Origin of the sequence: Arthrobacter sp. BE255 (genome assembly GCF_031457335.1) — a bacterium.
In the GTDB taxonomy this organism is placed as follows: Bacteria; Actinomycetota; Actinomycetes; order Actinomycetales; family Micrococcaceae; genus Arthrobacter.
On the sequence record NZ_JAVDWK010000004.1, the window covers coordinates 232,416 to 251,880 of the forward strand.

Consider the following 19,465-nt stretch of genomic DNA (forward strand, 5'->3'; position numbering starts at 1 on the left):
CAGGGTCAGGACGCCGGGACCTTGGCGGCGTCCCTCTCCGCTTCCTCCACCCGCGGCCGGGAAAGTTCCAGCAGGTGGTCCTCCGGGTGGATGTCGGCCAGGTTGTGGGTCACCAGGACCACCGTGCGGTCCGCCAGGCCGGAGCGCAGGTCGGCCAGCATGGTGCGTCCCGCTTCGGCGTCCAGATGGGCCGTCGGTTCGTCCAGGAGGATGACCCCGGCCCCGGTCATGAGCGTCCGGGCAACAGCCAGCCGTTGCCGTTCGCCGCCGCTGAGGAACGATCCTCCCGGTCCGATCCGGGTGTCCAGTCCTGCCGGCAGGCGGGAGACGAGCCCGCTGAGGCCGACGGCGGCAAGGGCGGCCGCCATGTCGCCGTCAGCTTTGTCCGGGTCATCCGCCGCGGCGCGGCCCAGGAACAGGTTGCCGCGCAGCGTGGAGTCGAACAGGTGCGCCTCCTGCGGGCACCAGGCGGCCTGTCCGGTGACGCGTACCTGGCCGGCGGAGGGCGGAAGGAAGCCAAGCAGCACGGAGAGCAGGGTGGACTTTCCGGCCCCGGACGGTCCGGTGACTGCAAGCCAGCGTCCGGGCGCGGCAGCCGCGGCCAGGCCGGTGAACACCGGATCCCCGCCGGGCCAGGCCGCGGCCATGCCGTCCAGCTCAAGCCCCGGCGCTGCACCGGCACGGGCGTCGACGCGTTCGAGGCCGTCGGCAGCTGCGTGGGAAGTGGCCTGCGCAGTGGCCGCCGACGGGGTGCCGGCGAGCACACCGGACCGGCCGATCCGGCGCAGGACCGTACGGAATGCCGCGAACTGGCGGACCGCCGTCGTCATGGCTGCGTAGGGTTCCACCAGCGCCAGCTGCAGCAAAACGATCACGGCTAGCGTGGCGGGCGCCAGCGGTCCGTCCAGCACCTGTGGCGCGCCCATGACGGCGGCACCCAGTGCGGCCACCCCGCAGGCTGCGGTGGTGACTGCCTGCCCCAGGCCCTCGGCCCAGGCGGAACGCTGGGACGCCCGGGTGGCTGCGCGGTCCTCCGCGGCAAGGCCGGCGAGCACTGTGGCGGCCACCCCGTTGGCGTGGAGCTCGGCACGGGCGTCGAGGGCCGCGGCGATGCGCCGGAGCACGCCGTCCCGCAGGCTCTGTTCGGCTGTTGCAGATTTCCGGTCGGCCCACAGGGCGGCCGCAGGGGCCAGGAGCAGGCTGGCTGCGGCGGCCGCCGCCACGGCGGGAAGCGCGGCGGGCACCAGCAGGCCTGTCGCTGTGAGCGCCGAGGCGGCCACAGCGGCGGCGGTCAGGGGCGGCAGGACCACGCGCGGAAGCAGGTCCCGGACGGTGTCGACGTCGTTGATCACCGAGCCGAGGACGTTGCCGCCCTGCAGGAGCCGGCGGAGGGACAGCGCCCGGCGGCTCAGTGACTCCCACAGGCGGCCGCGGAGCCGGGTGAGGGCGGCGAACACGGCGTCGTGCACCAGCAGGCGTTCCCAGTAGCGCAGGACGGCGCGCCCGATGCCGAAGAACCGCACGCCCACGATCGCGGTGAGGAGGTACAGGATGGGCGGCTGCTCACTGGCGCGGATGATCAGCCAACCGGACACCCCGGACAGGCCGACGGCGAACAAGGCCGCAAGCGTTCCCACCACCGCGGCGCCGCTGAACTGGCCGGCCACCGGTGCAAGGAGGCGGGCCAGGAGCAGACCCGTCGCCGGAGCCCTTTCCCCGCCGGCGGGGCCGTCGACTGACGGCACTGCGCTGGCCGGGGCGACGGCGGCCGGAGCGTCGCCGCTGTCCGCCGGGAGGACGGCCTCCGCTCGTTCCCGGGCCGCGCAGGTTGCCGGGACGGCGGAAGCCTGGACAACCGGCCCCGTCAGGCCCCGTGCCGACACCGGAACGACATGGTCCGCCAGGGCACGGGTCCGGGCGTCATGGGCCACCAGGATCACCGTGGCCCGGCCCCGCAGCGCCAGGATGGCGTCCTCCACCCGGGCCGCCGAGGCGCCGTCCAGGTGCGCGGTGGGTTCGTCGAGCAGGAGCACCGTGGCGCCGGACCTGATGCGCGCCAGCCCGCGGGCCAGTGCCACGCGGCGCAGCTCCCCCGGGCTCAGTTCGGCGGGGTGCCTTGAGGCCAGGTGCCCGGCGGCAGCCGCGGCCAGGCATTCACTGGCCGCCGCTGCATCGGATTCAGGAGCCCCGGCTTGCTCAGCCGGTCCGGCCCCGCCGGCCAGGTACAGCAGGACTTCGTCGAGGACCGTCGGCTGCACCATCACGGGATGCTGCGGAACCCACGCGACGCTGTCCCGGCTGAACCCGTCCAGCCGGCCCGTGACAGTGGTGCCCGCGCCGTCGCCGATCGTCCCGGCCAGCACTGCCAGTACGGTGCTTTTGCCGGCCCCGCTTGGGCCGTCCAGCGCGGTGATCCGCCCGGGCGGCGCGGTGAAGGTGAGTGGCCCGACGGCGGGAGCGGACCTGCCCGCATAGGTCACCTCGAGGCCGGTGACGGTCAGTCCCCCGCCGGCTGCCGCAGCAGCCGGCGTGCCGCCGTCGGCCTCCTTATTGCCGGCGGGCAGGGGCCGGGCCTGAGCGTTTCCGGCCGGCAGGGGCCGGGGCTCGGGCGCGGCGGTGACCGCGGTTGTTTCGGCGAGCGCCGCACGGCCGTCGTCGCTGGCGTGGTGCGCGGTGCCCAGCTCACGGAGCGGAAGGTAGCAGTCCGGCGCGAGGATCAGGGCCAGGAGCCCGGCCTCCAGCGGCATGTCGCCGTGGACGAGCCGCACGCCGATGAAGACGGCCACCACCGCCACCGAGATCGTGGCGATGAGCTCCAGGGCCAGCGCGGACAGGAACGCGGTGCGCAGTGTCCCCATGGTCCGGGAACGGTATTCTTCGGAAATCTCCTCAAGCGCTTTGCGCTGGGCCGTGGCGCGTCCCAGCCCCACCAGCACCGGAAGGCCTTTCGCCAGCTCCAGCATGTGGGCGGAGAGGCGGGACAGGCTGGCCTGTGCGGCCCGGACGTTGTCCTCCGTGTACCGGCCGATCAGGACCATAAAGAGCGGGACGAGCGGAACGGTCAGCACGATCACCACGGCACTGACCCAGTCGGCGAACAGGATCCGGGCGCCGAGCAGCAGCGGAATGGCCGCGCAGTTCACCAGTGCGGGCAGGAACTGGGTGTAGTAGCTGTCCAGCGCATCCAGGCCCCGCGTGGCCAGGACTGCCAGGCCGCCGTCGGCAGGGCCGGCCGCGCGGGCCCCGTTCCGCAGTGCCCGGGCCAGCAGTCCGCTCCGCAGCTCCTCCTTGACGCCCAGGGCGGCCCGGCGGGCGGCAACGCCCTGGGCCCAGACGGTCGCGGACCGCAGGACGACGCCGGCCAGTCCCCACCCGATCCCGTCCTGCCAGCCCGGGTCGGCGGCGGTGAGGCCCGCGAGCATCGACGCGACCGCCTGCCCCATCAGGACCAGGGACAGTGCCTTCAGGGCAGCGAGGAATCCGAGCCAGTAGATGGCTGAGCGCGTGACAGGGCCGGACGGGAAGCCTGGGCGCACGGCTCAGCCCTTGGTGAAGGCTTTGGCGGCGATGGCCGGGAGGAAGCTGTGGGCCTCCGGGATGTGGGCGGCGCTGACGCGGCGGCGGAAGACCCAGTAGGTCCAGGCCTGGTAGGCAATGACCAGCGGCAGCCCCACGGCCGCCACGATGCTCATCAGCCCCAGTGTGTAGTCCGAGGATGAGGCGTTGGAGATCGTGAGGTTGAATTCCGGGCTGAGCGTGGACGGCAGCACCACGGGGAACACGGCACCGAAGATCGAGGCGGAGCCCAGGACCAGGAAGGCTCCCAGCGCTGCGAAAGCCCGTCCCTCGGCGCCCTTGCGGGCCATGAACCAGGCAGCTGCCGCGGCCACAACGGCTGCGGCCACGGCGGCGAGCGTCCACGGCTTGCCGGCCAGGACCTGGACGCTGACAGCCCATCCGGCCAGCGGCAGGAGCAGGACCGGAAGAAGGCGGACGAACCAGCTGCGCGCACGGTGGCGCACATCGCCGTCGGTCTTCAGGGCGAGGAAGGCCAGGGCATGCAGCAGCGAGAAGCAGACCACCGCCAGCCCGCCCAGGACTGCGTACCAGCTGAACCAGGCGAACGGTCCGCCTTCGCGGTCGCCGTTGGCGTTAAGCGGCAGGCCGGTGGTGGTGAGCGCCAGCGCTGCGCCGACCCCGAACGCGGCGAAGAGCGAACCCAGGGCAATGGCCCAGTCCCAGCGTGCGCGCCAGCTGTCGCTGTCCACCTTGCCGCGGTACTCGAAGGCGACGGCTCGGAAGATGAGCGCCACAAGCACCACCAGCAGCGGGAGGTACAGGGCGGAGAAGAGCGATGCGTACCAGAGCGGGAACGCGGCAAAGGTTGCGCCCCCGGCGGTCAGGAGCCAGACCTCGTTGCCGTCCCAGACCGGGCCGATGGTGTTCAGCAGCACACGCCGTTCGGTGTTGTTCCGGGCAAACAGCTTCATGAGCATCCCCACGCCGAGGTCGAAACCCTCCAGGAAGAGGTATCCCGTCCACAGCACCGCGATGGCAATAAACCAGATGGTGGGCAGCAGTTCCATTCGTGCGTTTCCTCTGCTCTTAGTAGGCGAATGCCAGGACGTCGTCCGCGGGCTTGCCGGTACCCGGACCGCCCTTGCCGCCGGGGGTGGAGTCCCCGTTTTCGTCCACCGCGGCGTGCGCCAGTTCAGGCATGGCTGAGACGATGCCGCCGCGGATGTACTTGACCAGCAGCTTGACTTCCACCACCAGCAGGAGCGCGTAGACGGCGGTCAGCACCACCAGCGAGGTCAGCAGTTCCCCGGCCGAGACGCCCGGTGAGACGGCCGCGGCGGTGAACATAAACACCTGGTCAATGCCGTTCAGGTCCGGGTTCGGGGCCACGACGAAGGGCTGCCGGCCCATTTCGGTGAAGATCCATCCCGCGGCGTTCGCGCCGAACGGGGCGAGGATGCCAAACACGGCCAGCCGCATCAGCCAGCGGGACTCGGGGACGGTTCCCTTGCGTGTTACCCACAGCGCGACGAGCGCCGCCAGGGCGGCGAGGCCGCCGAACCCGATCATCATGCGGAAGCCCCAGTAGGTCACTTCCATGACGGGGACATACTGGATCTCCTGGCCGGCTCGGTCGCCGTAGATCGGGTTGTCAGGCAGGTGCGTGCCGTAGTCGGCTTTGTACTGGTCCAGGAGGCTGTTGACGCCCTTGACCTCGGTGGTGAAGTCCCCCTTGGCCAGGAAGGAGAGGATGCCTGGGACCTCGATCAGGGCGACGATGTCGTCGCAGTTGCCGGCCCCGAGGTTGCCGACGCTCAGCACGGAGAATCCCGTGCCGTCGTGGCAGGCGGCCTCCGCGGCGGCCATCTTCATGGGCTGCTGCTCGAACATGAGCTTGCCCTGCAGGTCTCCGGTGAGGGCAGTGCCGGCGAAGGAGATCATCGCGACGACGGCGCCGATGCGGAGGGAGCGGATCCAGACTTTGTGGTCGGTCCGGTCCCGGCCGGGAATGTCTGCCCCGCCCGGGACGACGTTGCCGTCCGCGTCAACGGTGTCGATGCCGTCGCGGCGCCGCCGCCAGAGGTGGTACCAGGCGATGCCCAGCAGGAAACCGCCGGCAACAGCCAGCGCGCCCATCAGGGTGTGCGGGACGGCCACCAGTGCAGTGTTGTTGGTGAAGACGGCCCAGGCATCGGTCATCACGGGCCTGCCGTCAATCATCTCGACACCCACGGGGTGCTGCATCCAGCTGTTGGCCACGATGATGAAGTAGGCCGAGAACAGGGAGCCGACCACGGCGATCCAGAGGCAGGCCAGGTGGATGCCGGGCTTGAGCTGCTTCCAGCCGAAGATCCAGAGCCCCAGGAACGTGGATTCCACAAAAAACGCCAGGAGTGCCTCCAGCGCCAGCGGGGCGCCGAACACGTCGCCCACAAAGCGGCTGTATTCGCTCCAGGCCATGCCGAACTGGAATTCCTGGACGATGCCGGTGGCCACACCCATGATGAAGTTGATCAGGAAAAGCTTGCCCCAGAACTTGGTCATCCGCAGGTACTCCTGCTGGCCCGTGCGGTGCCACATGGTCTGCATGATGGCGACGACCAGGCCCAGCCCGATGGTCAGCGGCACCATCATGAAGTGGTAGACCGTGGTGATGCCGAATTGCCAGCGTGCGATTTCCAAGGCGTCCAAGGCAGTCCCTACTGTTGTCGGGTTCAAACTTTTCTACGTTCCGTAGAACTTGACTTCTACCGAGTGTAGAACAATGCGCGCGGCACTGTAAACCAACAGTTCCATCATCGAGGCCGGCCCACAAGGCTGCGGCGCGCCCAGTGTTCTACTTGACGTAGAAAGTAGAGCCGAAACGCGGTAAATTTGTATCTGTAGTGTTCAGCTGTTGTCACCGCGGCCTGCGGGTCCGCGGTGCGGGGAATCAAAGGATGTATGGAATGGCTAGTCTTGGCGAACTGGAACGGGCAGTGATGGACCTGCTCTGGGCGGGCCACGAAGCAGCCACCGCAAACACCCTGCGCGATCTGCTGGCGCAAAGCACGGAAGCAACGGGCGGCGCCGCGGGGCATGAAGGCAAGGAACTGGCCGTCACCACAGTGCTGACGGTGCTCTCACGGCTGGAGAAGAAAGGCCTCGTTGAGCGGGAGCGCGGCACCAGGCCGCACCGCTACCAGGCCGTGTCCAGCCGGGAGGACCACACGGCCGAGCTCATGCACGAGGTATTGGGATCCGCCCCGGACCGCGAAGCGGTCCTGGCGAGGTTCATCGGGTCTGTGACGGAAAGTGAAGCCGAAACCCTGCGCAAACTGCTCGGCCACATCTAGCGGGCCATGTTCTGGACCTCATACCTGCTGGCGGTCCTTGCGATAGTCCTGGCGTGGCCGGTGCCTATCTTCCTTTCACGCGCGCAGTGGCCTGCCCGGTCGCCGTTCACCGCGATGCTCCTGTGGCAGGCCATCGCCCTCGCAGGTGGCCTCTCCATGATCGGCGCGATGCTGGTCTACGGCCTGGAACCGATCGGAGACAACCTGATCGCCGGGCTGCGCGCCCTGGCGGGAATGGTGCTGTTCAACGCCCCCACCACAGCCTTGGGCTTCTGGCATCTTTTTGCCCTGTCAGCCGCGGCCCTGCTGACCGCCCATCTGGTCTTCACACTGCTGCTCACGTACTACAAGATCGAACGGCAGCGGCGGCGGCACCGCGAACTGCTCGCCCTGCTTGCCTCCCCGTCCAGCGAGGGGGCGGGAACCGTGGTCATCAGCCATGACTCGCCGGTGGCCTACTGCCTGCCCGGCGGCGCACGCTCTGTCACTGTGCTGTCCGACGGCCTGATGGCAGCCCTGGAACCGGCCGAGCTTCGCGCCGTCCTGATCCACGAGAATGCCCACCTGAGCCAGCGCCACCATCTTCTGCTCTGGGCGTTCGCCGCCTGGCGGCAGGCGCTCCCCTGGCTTCCTACCACGCGGCTGGCCCAGGAGTCGGTGAACTCGCTCATCGAGATGCTGGCCGACGACGTCGCGCTGAAGACCGAGAGCAAAGCAACCCTCATCAAGGCCATTGCGATTGTGGCCAGCGGCTCGGCTTCATCGGGGGCCGGAGCCGGTTTCCAGCCAAGCGGTACGGCCGGCCTGGCCCTTGAGGGCCTGGAAACCGCGGCGGGCGTCACCGGGTCCGACTCTGCGCGGACCACGGCGTCCAGGGTCAGCCGGCTGCTGTCGCCGCGGCCACAGCTTCCTGCCGCCATCCGTGGCAGCGTCCTGGCAGGCTGCGTCCTGCTGCTGGCGCTCCCCACTGCATTGCTGATCGTGCCCGGCCTGCTGGGCTGACCGCCGCAGGCCGGGCACAGACCTTAAATTCGGCGTACTGCGGCTTACTTCAGCGCTGCGTTGCCTTTGAAGGTGAGGCCGGAGTTGCCCACGCCCGTGCGGTTCCCTGGCCGAGCTTGCGAGGTGAGGGGACCTGTGGGGTCAATCGATGGAGTCAGGCGTCGATCCGCTCCCGGTCCAGGCTTGCTGCGCCCGCGATGATGAAGTCCTTGCGCGGCGCGACGTCAGAGCCCATCAGGAGGTCGAACGTGTCCTCGGCCTGCTTGGCGTTTTCGATCCCCACCTTCCGCAGGGTCCGGTGCCGCGGGTCCATGGTGGTCTCCGCCAGCTGCTCCGCGTCCATTTCGCCCAGGCCCTTGTAGCGCTGGATCGGTTCCTTGTAACGCTTGCCCTCCTTGGCGAGCCGGGCCAGGAGGACGTGCAGTTCCGCTTCCGAATAGGTGTAGATCATTTCGTTGGCCTTCTGGCCGGCGTTGATCACTTCAACCCGGTGCAGCGGCGGAACGGCGGCGAAGACGCGGCCCTCGTCGATCATCGGCCGCATGTAGCGGAAGAACAGGGTCAGCAGGAGGGTGCGGATGTGGGCGCCGTCGACGTCAGCGTCGGTCATGAGGATGACCTTGCCGTAGCGGGCGGCGCTGATGTCGAAGCTGCGGCCGGAACCGGCACCCACCACCTGGATCAGGGCGGCACACTCCGCGTTGGACAGCATGTCACCCACGGAAGCCTTCTGGACGTTGAGGATCTTCCCGCGGATGGGCAGCAGGGCCTGGAAGTCCGAGGAGCGGGCGAGCTTGGCCGTTCCCAGTGCGGAGTCACCTTCCACGATGAAGAGTTCGGATCGCGCGACGTCGTCAGTGCGGCAATCCGCGAGCTTGGTGGGCATGGAGGAGGTCTCCAGCGCGTTCTTCCGGCGCTGGGTTTCCTTGTGGACCCGCGCTGAAATGCGGGACTTCATCTCGCTGACGATCTTCTCCAGCAGCAACGCCGACTGGGCCTTGTCGTTGCGGTTGGCGGAGTTGAGCTTGGCCGTGATCTCCTGCTCCACCACCTTGGCCACGATGGCACGCACGGCCGAAGTGCCCAGGATTTCCTTGGTCTGGCCCTCGAACTGGGGCTCTGCCAGGCGGACGGTCAGGACGGCGGTGAGGCCTGCGAAGATGTCGTCCTTGTCGATCTTGTCGTTGCCGGCCTTGAGCTTGCGGGCATTGCTCTCCACGGCCTTGCGGAAGGTCTTGACCAGGGCCTGTTCAAAGCCGGACTGGTGCGTTCCGCCCTTGGGCGTGGAGATGATGTTGACGAAGCTGCGGACTGTGCTGTCGTAGCCGATGCCCCAGCGCAGGGCCACGTCCACTTCGCAGTCGCGTTCGACCTCGGCAAGCTGGCTGTGGCCGCGCTCGTCCAGCACCGGGACCGTTTCCTTGAACTTGCCGGCGCCGTGCAGCCTCCAGATGTCGGTCACTGCCGGGTCGGCGGCGAGGAAATCAACGAACTCGGAAATGCCGCCGTCGTGATGGAATACTTCTTCGTGCGGGCCGGACTCCCCCGGAGTGCCGGGCAGCCGGCGCTCGTCACGGACGGTGAGCTTGAGTCCCGGCACGAGGAACGAGGTCTGGCGGGCACGTGCGGCAAGTTCGTCGTAGGAAAACTTGGCGTCCGGGGTAAAGATCTGGCGGTCCGCCCAGTAGCGGATGCGTGTGCCCGTGACACCGCGCTTTGCCTTGCCGATCACGTCCAGCACGGAGCCGTCCACAAAGGGAGCAAACGTGGCGGCCGGATCCACCTTGGTGCCCTGGTCCTTGAAACGCCCCGGCTCGCCGCGCCGGAAGGACATCTTGTAGGTCTTGCTGCCGCGGTCGACCTCTACGTCGAGACGCGCCGACAGCGCGTTCACCACCGAGGCGCCCACACCGTGGAGGCCGCCGGAAGCGGTGTAGGAGCCGCCGCCGAACTTGCCGCCCGCGTGCAGCTTCGTGAAGACCACTTCAACACCGGTAAGGCCCGTCTTCGGTTCCACGTCCACGGGGATGCCGCGGCCGTCGTCGTGGATCTCCACGGAATTGTCGGCGTGCAGGATGATCTGGATGTCGTGGCCGAAGCCCGCCAGGGCCTCGTCAACGGAGTTGTCGATGATTTCCCACAGGCAGTGCATCAGGCCGCGGGAGTCGGTGGAGCCGATGTACATGCCCGGCCTCTTGCGGACGGCTTCCAGGCCTTCCAGGACGGAGAGGTGCCGGGCGGTGTAATCAGAACTTGGTGCCACGGGTTGTGAACTCCTTCAGTGACGTAACAGCAGGCGCTTGCGGCGCCCTTCCTAGCCTAGTCGGCCCGGCCCCGAAGGCCGGTCTGCCACTCCTGGCAGGGGGTGTGGGCGGGGCCACTCGTGATGTTTTTGTGATCAGATCGGCGCGCCTTGATGAATTCTTGCGGATACGCGTACAGCGAACTTGCCCCATCCTTGCGATGGAATTGCTACGAATACTGGTTACATAGACATACAGATCTACTAAGGAGGCCGAAATGACAACAGCAGTGGCAGACCGCACACTCAACGCACTGGACCGGTGCGATCGCTGCGGAGCGCAGGCATACGTCCGTGTTGTACTCGAGTCCTCCGGCGGTGAGCTGCTCTTCTGCGGCCACCATGCCCGCGCGGTCGAGTCAACGCTCAAGCCGTTGAGCTCCGACTGGCACGACGAGACGGGCCGGCTTCACGAGAAGGCGCCCGTAGCCGTCGACTGACCCTACCGACTACACAAAGCAGGACCCCCTTCCATTCGGGAGGGGGTCCTGTCTTGCTTAAGGACGAAGCAACGCGGGGTCACTTCCTGCCCGATAATCTGGGTTTATCGGGCAGGAAGTGACCCCGCGTTGGTTGATCCGGTCCTAGTCCAGGTAGTCCCGGAGCACCTGCGACCGCGACGGGTGGCGCAGCTTGGACATGGTCTTGGATTCGATCTGGCGGATGCGCTCACGCGTGACGCCGTAGACCTTGCCGATTTCGTCTAAAGTCTTCGGCTGTCCGTCGGTCAGGCCGAACCGCATGGCCACCACGCCGGCTTCGCGCTCCGAGAGGGTGTCCAGCACCGAGTGCAGCTGCTCCTGCAGCAGTGTGAAGCTGACAGCATCCGCAGGAACCACGGCCTCGGAGTCCTCGATGAGGTCACCGAACTCCGAGTCGCCGTCCTCGCCGAGCGGGGTGTGCAGCGAGATGGGTTCGCGGCCGTACTTCTGGACCTCGACGACCTTTTCCGGGGTCATGTCCAGTTCCAGGGCCAGCTCTTCGGGCGTGGGTTCGCGGCCCAGGTCCTGAAGCATCTGGCGCTGCACACGGGCCAGCTTGTTGATGACTTCGACCATGTGCACCGGGATGCGGATGGTGCGGGCCTGGTCGGCCATGGCGCGGGTGATGGCCTGGCGGATCCACCAGGTGGCGTACGTGGAGAACTTAAAGCCCTTGGTGTAGTCGAACTTCTCGACTGCACGGATCAGGCCCAGGTTGCCTTCCTGGATCAGGTCCAGGAACAGCATTCCACGGCCGGTGTAGCGCTTGGCCAGGGAGACCACGAGGCGGAGGTTGGCCTCCAGCAGGTGGTTCTTGGCGCGCTTGCCGTCGTGGATGACGAATTCAAGCTCACGCTTGAACTTCGGGTCCATGGTGCCGTCATCAGCGTTGATCTTCTCTTCGGCGAAGAGTCCGGCTTCAATCCGGAGGGCCAGGTCAACTTCCTGCTCGGCGTTGAGCAGTGCAACCTTACCGATCTGCTTCAGGTAGTCCTTGACGGGGTCGGCGGTGGCGCCGGCGGACATGACCTGCTGGACAGGGGCGTCGTCGTCGTCGGCGTCGGAGTAGACGAAGCCTTTGCCGGTGGCAGCTGTTGCTTCCTTGGCGGCGTTGATTTCACCGTCATCGACGGCGTCCGGGCCGTCCAGGATGATGTCGTCGAGGTCTTCCTCGACGTCGTCCTCGTCGTCGGAGCCGCGCGCGGCCTTTCCGGCGGCTTCGGCAGCGGCCTTGGCGCCGGGCTTGGGCCCGCGCTTCTTGGGTTCGGGCCTGCCATCCCCATCACCGGCGGTGGCATCCTTGACAGCTTTGTTTGCTGCCCGCGTGGCTGCACGCTTGGCGTTCGTTGCAGCCTGCTTATCCTCAGGGGACAAGTCGTCCTGGGCGGCGGGTTCCTTCTTCGCGGAAGACGGGGTCACAGAAAACCTTTCTAGCGGCGGTCTGTGGAATCACCATACGGGCAACACCACTATGACCCTGTCAAGTCCGTGATCAACATCAGGTGCAACCACGGCCGGCAGAGTCCTTAAGTAGAACTGCCGGGGCGGCTGTAATGTTCCCGGAAAGGGACCCATTACGTGCACCAGATTCACGGACCCAACCGGGTCTCGGCATCCATTGTCTCACGGTTTTCCCAAACGCGGCCGCACGCCGCCGCCCGCTCCCTGTCAGGCGGCATCAGGTCAAAACTTCTGCCAGGCAGCCTCCTTCCGCGCAGCCCAGCCGCAGAGACTCCCCCGCCGGACAAGTTCGAGCAGGAGTTCAGCAAGCCGGTAACCGGGTTCTTCGTCCAGCGCCTGCCCCAGGTGCGCCGCTGCATACGAGCCACGTCCGCGGCACCACGAAATCCAGCCGCGTCCCGAGAGCGCCGCCGCGGCGGACTGCCCGCCACCGGCCGCCAGCTGCTCAAGGACACGGTCCAGGTTGTTCATGCTGCCCCAGTCCGGAACGGGCGGCTCCAGGCCCAGCAGGACCTCGCCGTATCCCGGCACTGCGGAGTCCGGGCACGGAACCGTATCGGGCAAGACAATGGCGGTGCCGGACCCGGTGTCCTCCAGACCAGCGACGTCGTGCATACCGGCGGCCCGCGGACGCACTGGCGCCAGCCGGGATGCGGGGTCAAAAATCCCAAACTGATCCGCGCCGGCGCATGCGGCAGTCCTGCCCGCGGCGGCCGTCACCAGCACCGCGTCCCGCCAGGACGGTACGCGCAGTGATGCACGGAGGAAGCCCTGGACGAGCGGGTCGGCCGGGCACTGCCCGGAACGGAACAGCGGTTCCCAGGAGTCAAGGAGCGCGTCGAACTGTTCCCTGCTGCCCCGGCGGAGATCCAGCGGGACCATCCACGCCGCTTCGGCTGCACGCAGCCGGGTCATGTCCTCCGGCGGCATGGCCACAGGCGCGGGACGCTGTTCCTCCGGGGCCGGCCCGACGCTGCTGCCCCGGAAGACCATTTCGGCGTTAAGCCTGCTGTCCAGGATGTCACTGGTGGGACGGCCAGGCAGCGGGCAGCAGGACTGGTCTGTGCAGTGGGCGTCACGCCAGTACGAATCGCCCACATACCAGGCATCCCGGACGGGCATCCCGGCGCTGCCAAGCACTGCCTGCAGCGATGCCAGCAGCCCTGTATAGGTCTGGACCTCGCCCAGGCAGCCGTCCATCCAGCCCTCGTTGGTGAAGAACACCAGCAACGAGGCGTCGGCGTGCCGGTCAGCGCGCAGGTAGTCCCGGACGGTGCCGGCAAACTTCTTCGGGTCCGCTAGGACCCCGGGGCCGGGCAGGTCCAGACGGAGCGTGGCCCCGAGGCGTTTGCCCTGGAGCGTCATGGCCACCAGGCTGTCTGCCGGCCAGTACCCGAGGGAGTGTGGAATGAACCCAAGGATGTCCTCGGGGCAGTGGACGGTGAGGTGTTCTGGAGGAGTCATGCCTCCAGCTTTGGGCGGCGTACTGCACCCTGTCAGGCGCTGATTCCGCCATGTGTGAAAACCGGGTCTGTTGAGGAAGAGTGTCAGTCGTCGTCGGCGGGTGTCCGCTGCTTCTTCCGGGCCAGGTTTTCCCGCCGCTGCCGGGCGAGGGCCCGCAGGAGCGGCGGAACAACGACTCCCTGTGCCGCCATCTGCCGGCGCACCTTCCGCCGGGAAGCCAGCGTCGCCGAGACGCCGATGCCGATGAGCAGGAACTGGACGCACAGCGCGATCCGGAACGGTTCAAGCCCGTAGAGGACGCCGTTGGAGAATCCGCTGGCGTACAGGATGTCCAGCACCAGCCCGATCAGGAAAATCGCCACCAGCGCGGCGATGAAGCCGCCCACGTTGACGATGCCCGTGGCCGTGCCGATCCGGTGCGCTGGGTTGAACGTCCGGGCGAAATCGAAGCCGATCATCGAACCCGGACCGCCGATGGCCAGGACCACCACCAGCCCGGCCAACAGCCACAGCGGCGAGCGGCCCGGCATCAGCAGCACCGCGGCCCAGGCCGCTGCGGTCGCAGCCGCGATGAGCAGGACCATGGTGGAACGCCGCAGCGGGTGCCGTGACACAAAACGTCCGATGAAGGGGCCCACGGCCATGGCGGCGGCCACGTAGAGCGCCATCAGGGCAGCGACGGTTCCGGCATCGAGCCCCTGGCCGGAGATGAGGAAGGGATAGCCCCAGGTCATGGCAAACACTGTGCCGCTGAACTGGATGGTGAAGTGGCTCCACATTCCCAGCCGGGTGCCCGGCTGGCGCCAGGCCCGCGCGAGCGAGGCTCCGGTGGCCTTCAGCCCCTGCTGCGCCTGGGGCCGCGGGGTGCCCGGCGGGACATCCAGCAGGAACAGCAGGACAAGGACGACGGCGAGACCGGACATCCCGGCCAGCATCAGGAACGCCGGGGTCCAGCCGGCGGAATGCAGGACCAATGCAAACGGGACAACGCTGAACAGCTGTCCCAGCTGTCCGGACATGCCGGTCAGCTGGGTAACCAGGGGCACCCGCGCGGGGGCGAACCACAAGGGGATCAGGCGGATGACGGAGATGAACGTCATCGCATCGCCGGCGCCCACCAGCACCCTTCCCAGTACACCGCCGGGGATGCTGTCGGCGAACGCCAGCTGGAGCTGGCCGAGACCCATCAGGACTGCGCCGCCGGCAATCATGGCCCGGGAGCCGAACCGGTCCACGAGGACGCCCACGGGGATCTGGAGACCGGCGTAGACCAGGAGCTGGAGGACAGTGAAGAAGGAGATGGCCGAGGCGCTCGCGTGGAACCGCTCGGTGGCTTCAAGACCCACCACGCCGAAGGAGGTCCGCTGCGAGACGGCTACCAGATACGCGAAGATTCCGATGGTCCAAATCAGCCAGGCGCGGGGTGCAGTCACTCCCCCATTATGCCCGGGCGGCAACGCCCGCCAGGCGTGGGACCGCCAGGCGGACAGGCACCGGAATGCTACTTGCCGGGATTTTCCCGGGCCAGGTAGGCCTCGACGGCGGCACCCAGCTCGTCGCCGTTGGGCAGGTTGTCATTCTCATCGGCGAGCAGCGACCTGCGGACAGTTCCCTCCGCTTTCTCGTCGTAACGGGATTCGAGGCGGGAAACCACCTGCTGGACGTCCTCTGACGCGTCGATCTGCTCGGCAATCTGGCGGCTGACTTCCCGGCCGGCTTCGCGAAGCCGGTCCGTGGGCAGCATCAGCGACGTCGCCGCGCCCAGGTATTCCAGGCCGGCCACCGCGGCCGTGGGGTATTCAGCCTCAGCGAGGTAATGCGGAACGTGGATCACGTAGCCGGCAACGTTGCGCCCGGCCTCGACGAGCCGGAGTTCCAGGATGTGCCCTACTGCAGCGGGGACTTCCACGGTGGGCTTCCACACCGAGATGCCCTCGATCAGGTCAGGCCGGTTCCCGTGCACAGTGACGCCGACGGGGCGCGTGTGCGGCACCGGCATGGGAATGGAGTGGATCCACGTGACCAGGTTGACGTCCAGCTTTTCGGCGATCCCCACCACTGCGCGGGCGAAACGCTCCCACTGGAGGTCCGGCTCAAAGCCGGCCAGCAGGAGGAACGGAAGGCCCAGCCCGTCCGTCAGCCTGTACAGCGCGAGCTTCGGCGCCTGGTAATCCTGCAGGTGGTCTTCCACAAACGAAACATGCGGCCGCCGGGACCGGTAGTCGATGAGCTGGTCAGCGTCGAAAACCGCCACCGGCTCGGCGTCGAGGGTATCGAGCAGCTCAGCGTTGATCTGCTTCACAACATGCCCGGCGTCGGCAAACCCGGTAAACCCCATCACCAGGTTCAGGCCCCGGAGCGCCGGACTGTTGAACAGCTCGATGTTGCTCGCATAGAGCGCATCGGGGTCCAGCAGGGAGCCGGAAATCCGTTCAAGCACGGCATGTTCCTTTCGTGGATTCGGGTGGATACCTCGTACAACGCCCCGGGCCACCGCGGCATTCCACTTGTTGGTGTGTCGCAGCTCTCAGATGATTCCGCTGCGGCGGCGCAGACGGGCTACGATCGGAACTGGCCTGCCGGACGGGCTTGCGACGCCCCGGCGGAGTCCCAGGCCCGCCGCAGCTTCGGTTTCCATGGCAGGACGCCAAACATGCATTCCTGCCCGAACAATCTTTGAGAATTGAGGACTGATCCCTATGGTCAAGAATACTGAAATCCACCTTAGTACCCTCGCGCGGGACCTTAAGAAGGCCCCCAGTGACGCCGTTGTCATCGGGGTGGGCCAGGGACCGGACGGCCCCGTCCTCCTGGAGAATCCGCTGACGGCCAAGTCCGCCGAAGCGTTGACGGACTCCCTGAAGGTCCTGGGCGTCACGGGCGCCGCCGACCAGGTGGTCCGACTCCCCGGCCTCCCCGAAACCGGCGCCGGCGTCCTCGTCCTCGCCGGCGTGGGCAAGGTGGGCGCAGACCGCACCCTCGCCGGCGAAGCGCTCCGCCAGGCGGCAGGTTCCGCCGTGCGCCAGCTTGCCGGCTTCACCACTGTGGTCCTGGCACTTCCGACGGCGGGTGTCGCCGACGTCGCGGCCGTCGCCGAAGGTGCCGCGCTGGGATCCTATGCCTTCACTGAATACCGCTCCTCCCGGGACGGCCTGAAGGACCCCGTCAGCAACGCCGTGATCTACACGGATGTTGCCGACGGGCCGGAACTGCGGTCAGCCCTGGTGCGGGCCGGCCTGGTCGGCAAGGCAGTCAACGCCACGCGGTCGCTGGTCAACCAGCCGCCCAGCCACCTCTACCCCGAGTCGTTCGCCGAGGCCGCCAAGGAACTGTCCAAGGGACTGCCCGTCAAGGTGACCGTCTGGGACGAAAAACGCCTCGAAAAGGAAGGCTTCGGCGGCATCATGGGCGTGGGCAAGGGCTCCACCCGGCAGCCCCGCCTGGTGAAGGTCGAGTACGCCCCCGCGAAGGCGACCGCAAAGATCGCCCTGGTCGGCAAAGGCATCACCTTCGACACCGGCGGCATCTCCATTAAGCCTGCCCTGGGCATGGGCGACATGAAGAGCGACATGGCGGGCGCCGCCGTCGTCCTTAACACAGTGCTGGCCATCGCCGGCCTGGGCTTGCCGGTCAAGGCCACCGCGTGGCTCTGCATCGCCGAAAACATGCCCTCCGGTGCCGCTTCGCGGCCCGCGGACGTCCTCACGATGTTCGGCGGCAAGACCGTCGAGGTGCTGAACACCGACGCCGAGGGCCGCCTGGTCATGGCGGACGGCATCGTCGCGGCGAGCCGGGAATTCCCCGATGCCATCATCGACGTCGCCACGCTCACCGGCGCCCAGCTTATTGCGCTCGGCAACCGCACGGCCGGTGTGATGGGGTCCGACAGCGTCACCGGCCCACTCAAGGCCGCCGCTGACCGCGCCGGCGAACTGGTCTGGCCCATGCCGCTGCCTGAAGAGCTGCGTCCCAGCCTGGATTCCCAGGTGGCGGACCTGGCCAACATCGGCGAACGCCACGGCGGCATGATGACCGCTGCCGTTTTCCTCCGCGAGTTTGTGGGTAAGGGCAAGGACGGGGAGCAGATCCCCTGGGCCCACGTGGACATCGCCGGGCCGTCGTTCAACAACGGGAGCCCTTATGGCTACACCCACAAACAGGGCACGGGCTGCACCGTCCGGACCCTGGTGGCCTACGTGGAGGACCTCCTGGCGGCGGCTGCCTGACCGGCTTTTTGACCTGTCACGCGGCTTTGTGACACCTCAGTGAATCCTTGGACACAAAGCCGCGTGACACTCACCACAAGCGCTCCACAAACACGGCGCCAAGGTGGAGCATGGATAAGTGGTTCGCTAAGGTGAACCACGGTAGTCACAAATGCAAGAGAACCTGCCTGCTGGCATAATCACGGCAGTACAAGTTCCAAGACCAGATGATGCGTACGCTCGCGTCATCGTTCACGCGAGGGAGCGTCTAAGTGGCCGATCAGGCAACTGCGCAAGAATTCGACATCCTGGTACTCGGTGGCGGCAGCGGCGGATACGCCACCGCCCTGCGGGCCGTACAGCTTGGCTTCACCGTCGGCCTCGTGGAGAAGGGAAAGCTGGGCGGCACCTGCCTCCACAACGGCTGTATCCCCACCAAGGCCCTGCTGCACTCGGCAGAACTGGCCGACCACGCCCGCGACTCCGCCAAGTACGGCGTGAATGTCACCCTGGACAGCATCGACATCAACGCTGTCAACGCTTACAAAGACGGCATCATCGCCGGCAAGTTCAAGGGCCTCCAGGGCCTGATCAAGTCCAAGGGCATCACCGTCATCGAAGGTGAAGGCAAGCTCCAGGGCACCGACACCGTTGTGGTGAACGGCACCGCCTACAAGGGCAAGAACATCGTCCTCGCCACCGGCTCCTACTCCCGCTCACTCCCGGGACTGGAAATCGGCGGCCGCGTGATCACCTCCGACGAGGCCCTGAAGATGGACTCCATCCCCAAGAGCGCCATCGTGCTCGGCGGCGGCGTCATCGGCGTCGAGTTCGCTTCGGTCTGGAAGTCCTTCGGCGTCGACGTCACCATCGTCGAAGGCCTGCCCTCCCTGGTCCCCAACGAGGACACGGCGATCGTCAAGAACCTCGAGCGGGCCTTCAAGAAGCGCGGCATCAAGTTCTCCACCGGCATCTTCTTCCAGGGCGTCGAGCAGAACGACACCGGCGTCAAGGTCACCCTCGTGGACGGCCAGACGTTCGAAGCCGAATACCTCCTGGTCGCCGTCGGCCGCGGACCCGTCACCGCCAACCTCGGATACGAGGAATCGGGCATCACCATCGACCGCGGCTTCGTCATCACCAACGAACGCCTCCACACGGGCGTCGGCAACGTCTACGCCGTGGGCGACATCGTTCCCGGCGTGCAGCTGGCACACCGCGGATACCAGCAGGGCATCTTCGTCGCCGAGGAGATCGCAGGCCTGAAGCCTGTCATCGTCGAGGACGTCAACATCCCCAAGGTCACCTACTGCGAACCTGAAATCGCGACCGTGGGCTACACGGAGAAGGCCGCCAAGGAAAAATTCGGCGACGACCAGATCCAGATCCAGGAGTACAACCTCGCCGGCAACGGCAAGAGCTCCATCCTGGGCACCGGCGGCCTGGTGAAACTCGTCCGCCAGAAGGACGGCCCCGTAGTGGGCGTCCACATGATCGGCTCCCGCATGGGCGAGCAGATCGGTGAAGCCCAGCTCATCGTGAACTGGGAAGCATACCCGGAGGATGTGGCCCAGCTGCTGCACGCCCACCCCACCCAGAACGAGGCACTGGGCGAGGCCCACCTCGCCCTGGCAGGCAAAGCCCTCCACGGCTAAGCAGCCCCGCAATACAACAGGGCTTAGTGCACCGGGCATG

At 67.3% G+C, this 19,465-nt stretch carries 13 protein-coding genes; 5 read left to right on the forward strand and 8 right to left on the reverse strand.

Annotated elements, in window-relative coordinates:
* Positions 1 to 5: 5 nt before the first annotated feature.
* Genes cydD through J2X42_RS09840 form a run of 3 tightly spaced genes read right to left on the reverse strand, consistent with a single transcriptional unit; the run spans position 6 to position 6,210 of the window.
* On the reverse strand, positions 6 to 3,536 hold the full coding sequence (gene cydD, locus J2X42_RS09830; RefSeq protein ID WP_310164631.1) for a thiol reductant ABC exporter subunit CydD: 3,531 nt from the start codon (positions 3,534 to 3,536) through the stop codon (positions 6 to 8).
* A 3-nt stretch (positions 3,537 to 3,539) separates the two neighbouring features.
* Positions 3,540 to 4,586 (reverse strand): cytochrome d ubiquinol oxidase subunit II, encoded by a 1,047-nt coding sequence (gene cydB / locus J2X42_RS09835; protein ID WP_310164633.1) that lies wholly within the window; start codon positions 4,584 to 4,586, stop codon positions 3,540 to 3,542.
* A gap of 19 nt (positions 4,587 to 4,605) precedes the next feature.
* Positions 4,606 to 6,210 (reverse strand): cytochrome ubiquinol oxidase subunit I, encoded by a 1,605-nt coding sequence (locus J2X42_RS09840; RefSeq protein WP_310164635.1) that lies wholly within the window; start codon positions 6,208 to 6,210, stop codon positions 4,606 to 4,608.
* A 257-nt stretch (positions 6,211 to 6,467) separates the two neighbouring features.
* Between J2X42_RS09840 and J2X42_RS09845 the strand changes: the two genes are divergently transcribed.
* Together J2X42_RS09845 and J2X42_RS09850 are read left to right on the forward strand one after the other, a co-directional pair.
* Positions 6,468 to 6,854, forward strand: a complete 387-nt coding sequence (locus tag J2X42_RS09845) for a BlaI/MecI/CopY family transcriptional regulator (protein ID WP_066285700.1) — start codon at positions 6,468 to 6,470, stop codon at positions 6,852 to 6,854.
* A 6-nt stretch (positions 6,855 to 6,860) separates the two neighbouring features.
* Positions 6,861 to 7,856, forward strand: a complete 996-nt coding sequence (locus J2X42_RS09850) for a M56 family metallopeptidase (protein ID WP_310164640.1) — start codon at positions 6,861 to 6,863, stop codon at positions 7,854 to 7,856.
* A 154-nt stretch (positions 7,857 to 8,010) separates the two neighbouring features.
* On the opposite strand, the gene J2X42_RS09855 is transcribed toward J2X42_RS09850, so the two are convergent.
* Positions 8,011 to 10,119 carry a DNA topoisomerase IV subunit B gene (locus tag J2X42_RS09855; RefSeq protein ID WP_310164641.1) on the reverse strand — a complete coding sequence of 703 codons (2,109 nt, stop codon included), beginning with the start codon at positions 10,117 to 10,119 and terminating at the stop codon, positions 8,011 to 8,013.
* A 257-nt stretch (positions 10,120 to 10,376) separates the two neighbouring features.
* On the opposite strand from J2X42_RS09855, the gene J2X42_RS09860 reads away from it, so the two are divergent.
* The gene (locus J2X42_RS09860) at positions 10,377 to 10,598 is read left to right on the forward strand and encodes a hypothetical protein (protein WP_310164642.1); all 222 of its coding nucleotides are present in this window, start codon (positions 10,377 to 10,379) and stop codon (positions 10,596 to 10,598) included.
* 144 nt (positions 10,599 to 10,742) lie between these two features.
* Here J2X42_RS09860 and J2X42_RS09865 read toward each other — a convergent pair whose 3' ends face one another.
* From J2X42_RS09865 to J2X42_RS09880, 4 genes are all read right to left on the reverse strand, one after another.
* Complete coding sequence (locus tag J2X42_RS09865; protein WP_310164643.1) at positions 10,743 to 12,059, reverse strand: RNA polymerase sigma factor; 1,317 nt, start codon at positions 12,057 to 12,059, stop codon at positions 10,743 to 10,745.
* Between the two features lie 264 nt (positions 12,060 to 12,323).
* Positions 12,324 to 13,565, reverse strand: a complete 1,242-nt coding sequence (locus tag J2X42_RS09870; protein ID WP_310164644.1) for a DUF4192 domain-containing protein — start codon at positions 13,563 to 13,565, stop codon at positions 12,324 to 12,326.
* Positions 13,566 to 13,648: 83 nt separating this feature from the next.
* On the reverse strand, positions 13,649 to 14,998 hold the full coding sequence (locus tag J2X42_RS09875) for an MFS transporter (RefSeq protein WP_310164645.1): 1,350 nt from the start codon (positions 14,996 to 14,998) through the stop codon (positions 13,649 to 13,651).
* A gap of 68 nt (positions 14,999 to 15,066) precedes the next feature.
* On the reverse strand, positions 15,067 to 16,005 hold the full coding sequence (locus J2X42_RS09880; protein ID WP_131134248.1) for a proteasome assembly chaperone family protein: 939 nt from the start codon (positions 16,003 to 16,005) through the stop codon (positions 15,067 to 15,069).
* A 259-nt stretch (positions 16,006 to 16,264) separates the two neighbouring features.
* On the opposite strand from J2X42_RS09880, the gene J2X42_RS09885 reads away from it, so the two are divergent.
* Both J2X42_RS09885 and lpdA read left to right on the forward strand, forming a co-directional pair.
* Positions 16,265 to 17,791: a leucyl aminopeptidase gene (locus J2X42_RS09885; protein ID WP_310164648.1), complete on the forward strand. Its 1,527-nt coding sequence runs from the start codon at positions 16,265 to 16,267 to the stop codon at positions 17,789 to 17,791.
* A gap of 251 nt (positions 17,792 to 18,042) precedes the next feature.
* Positions 18,043 to 19,425 carry a dihydrolipoyl dehydrogenase gene (lpdA, locus tag J2X42_RS09890; RefSeq protein ID WP_310164650.1) on the forward strand — a complete coding sequence of 461 codons (1,383 nt, stop codon included), beginning with the start codon at positions 18,043 to 18,045 and terminating at the stop codon, positions 19,423 to 19,425.
* Positions 19,426 to 19,465: the final 40 nt, after the last annotated feature.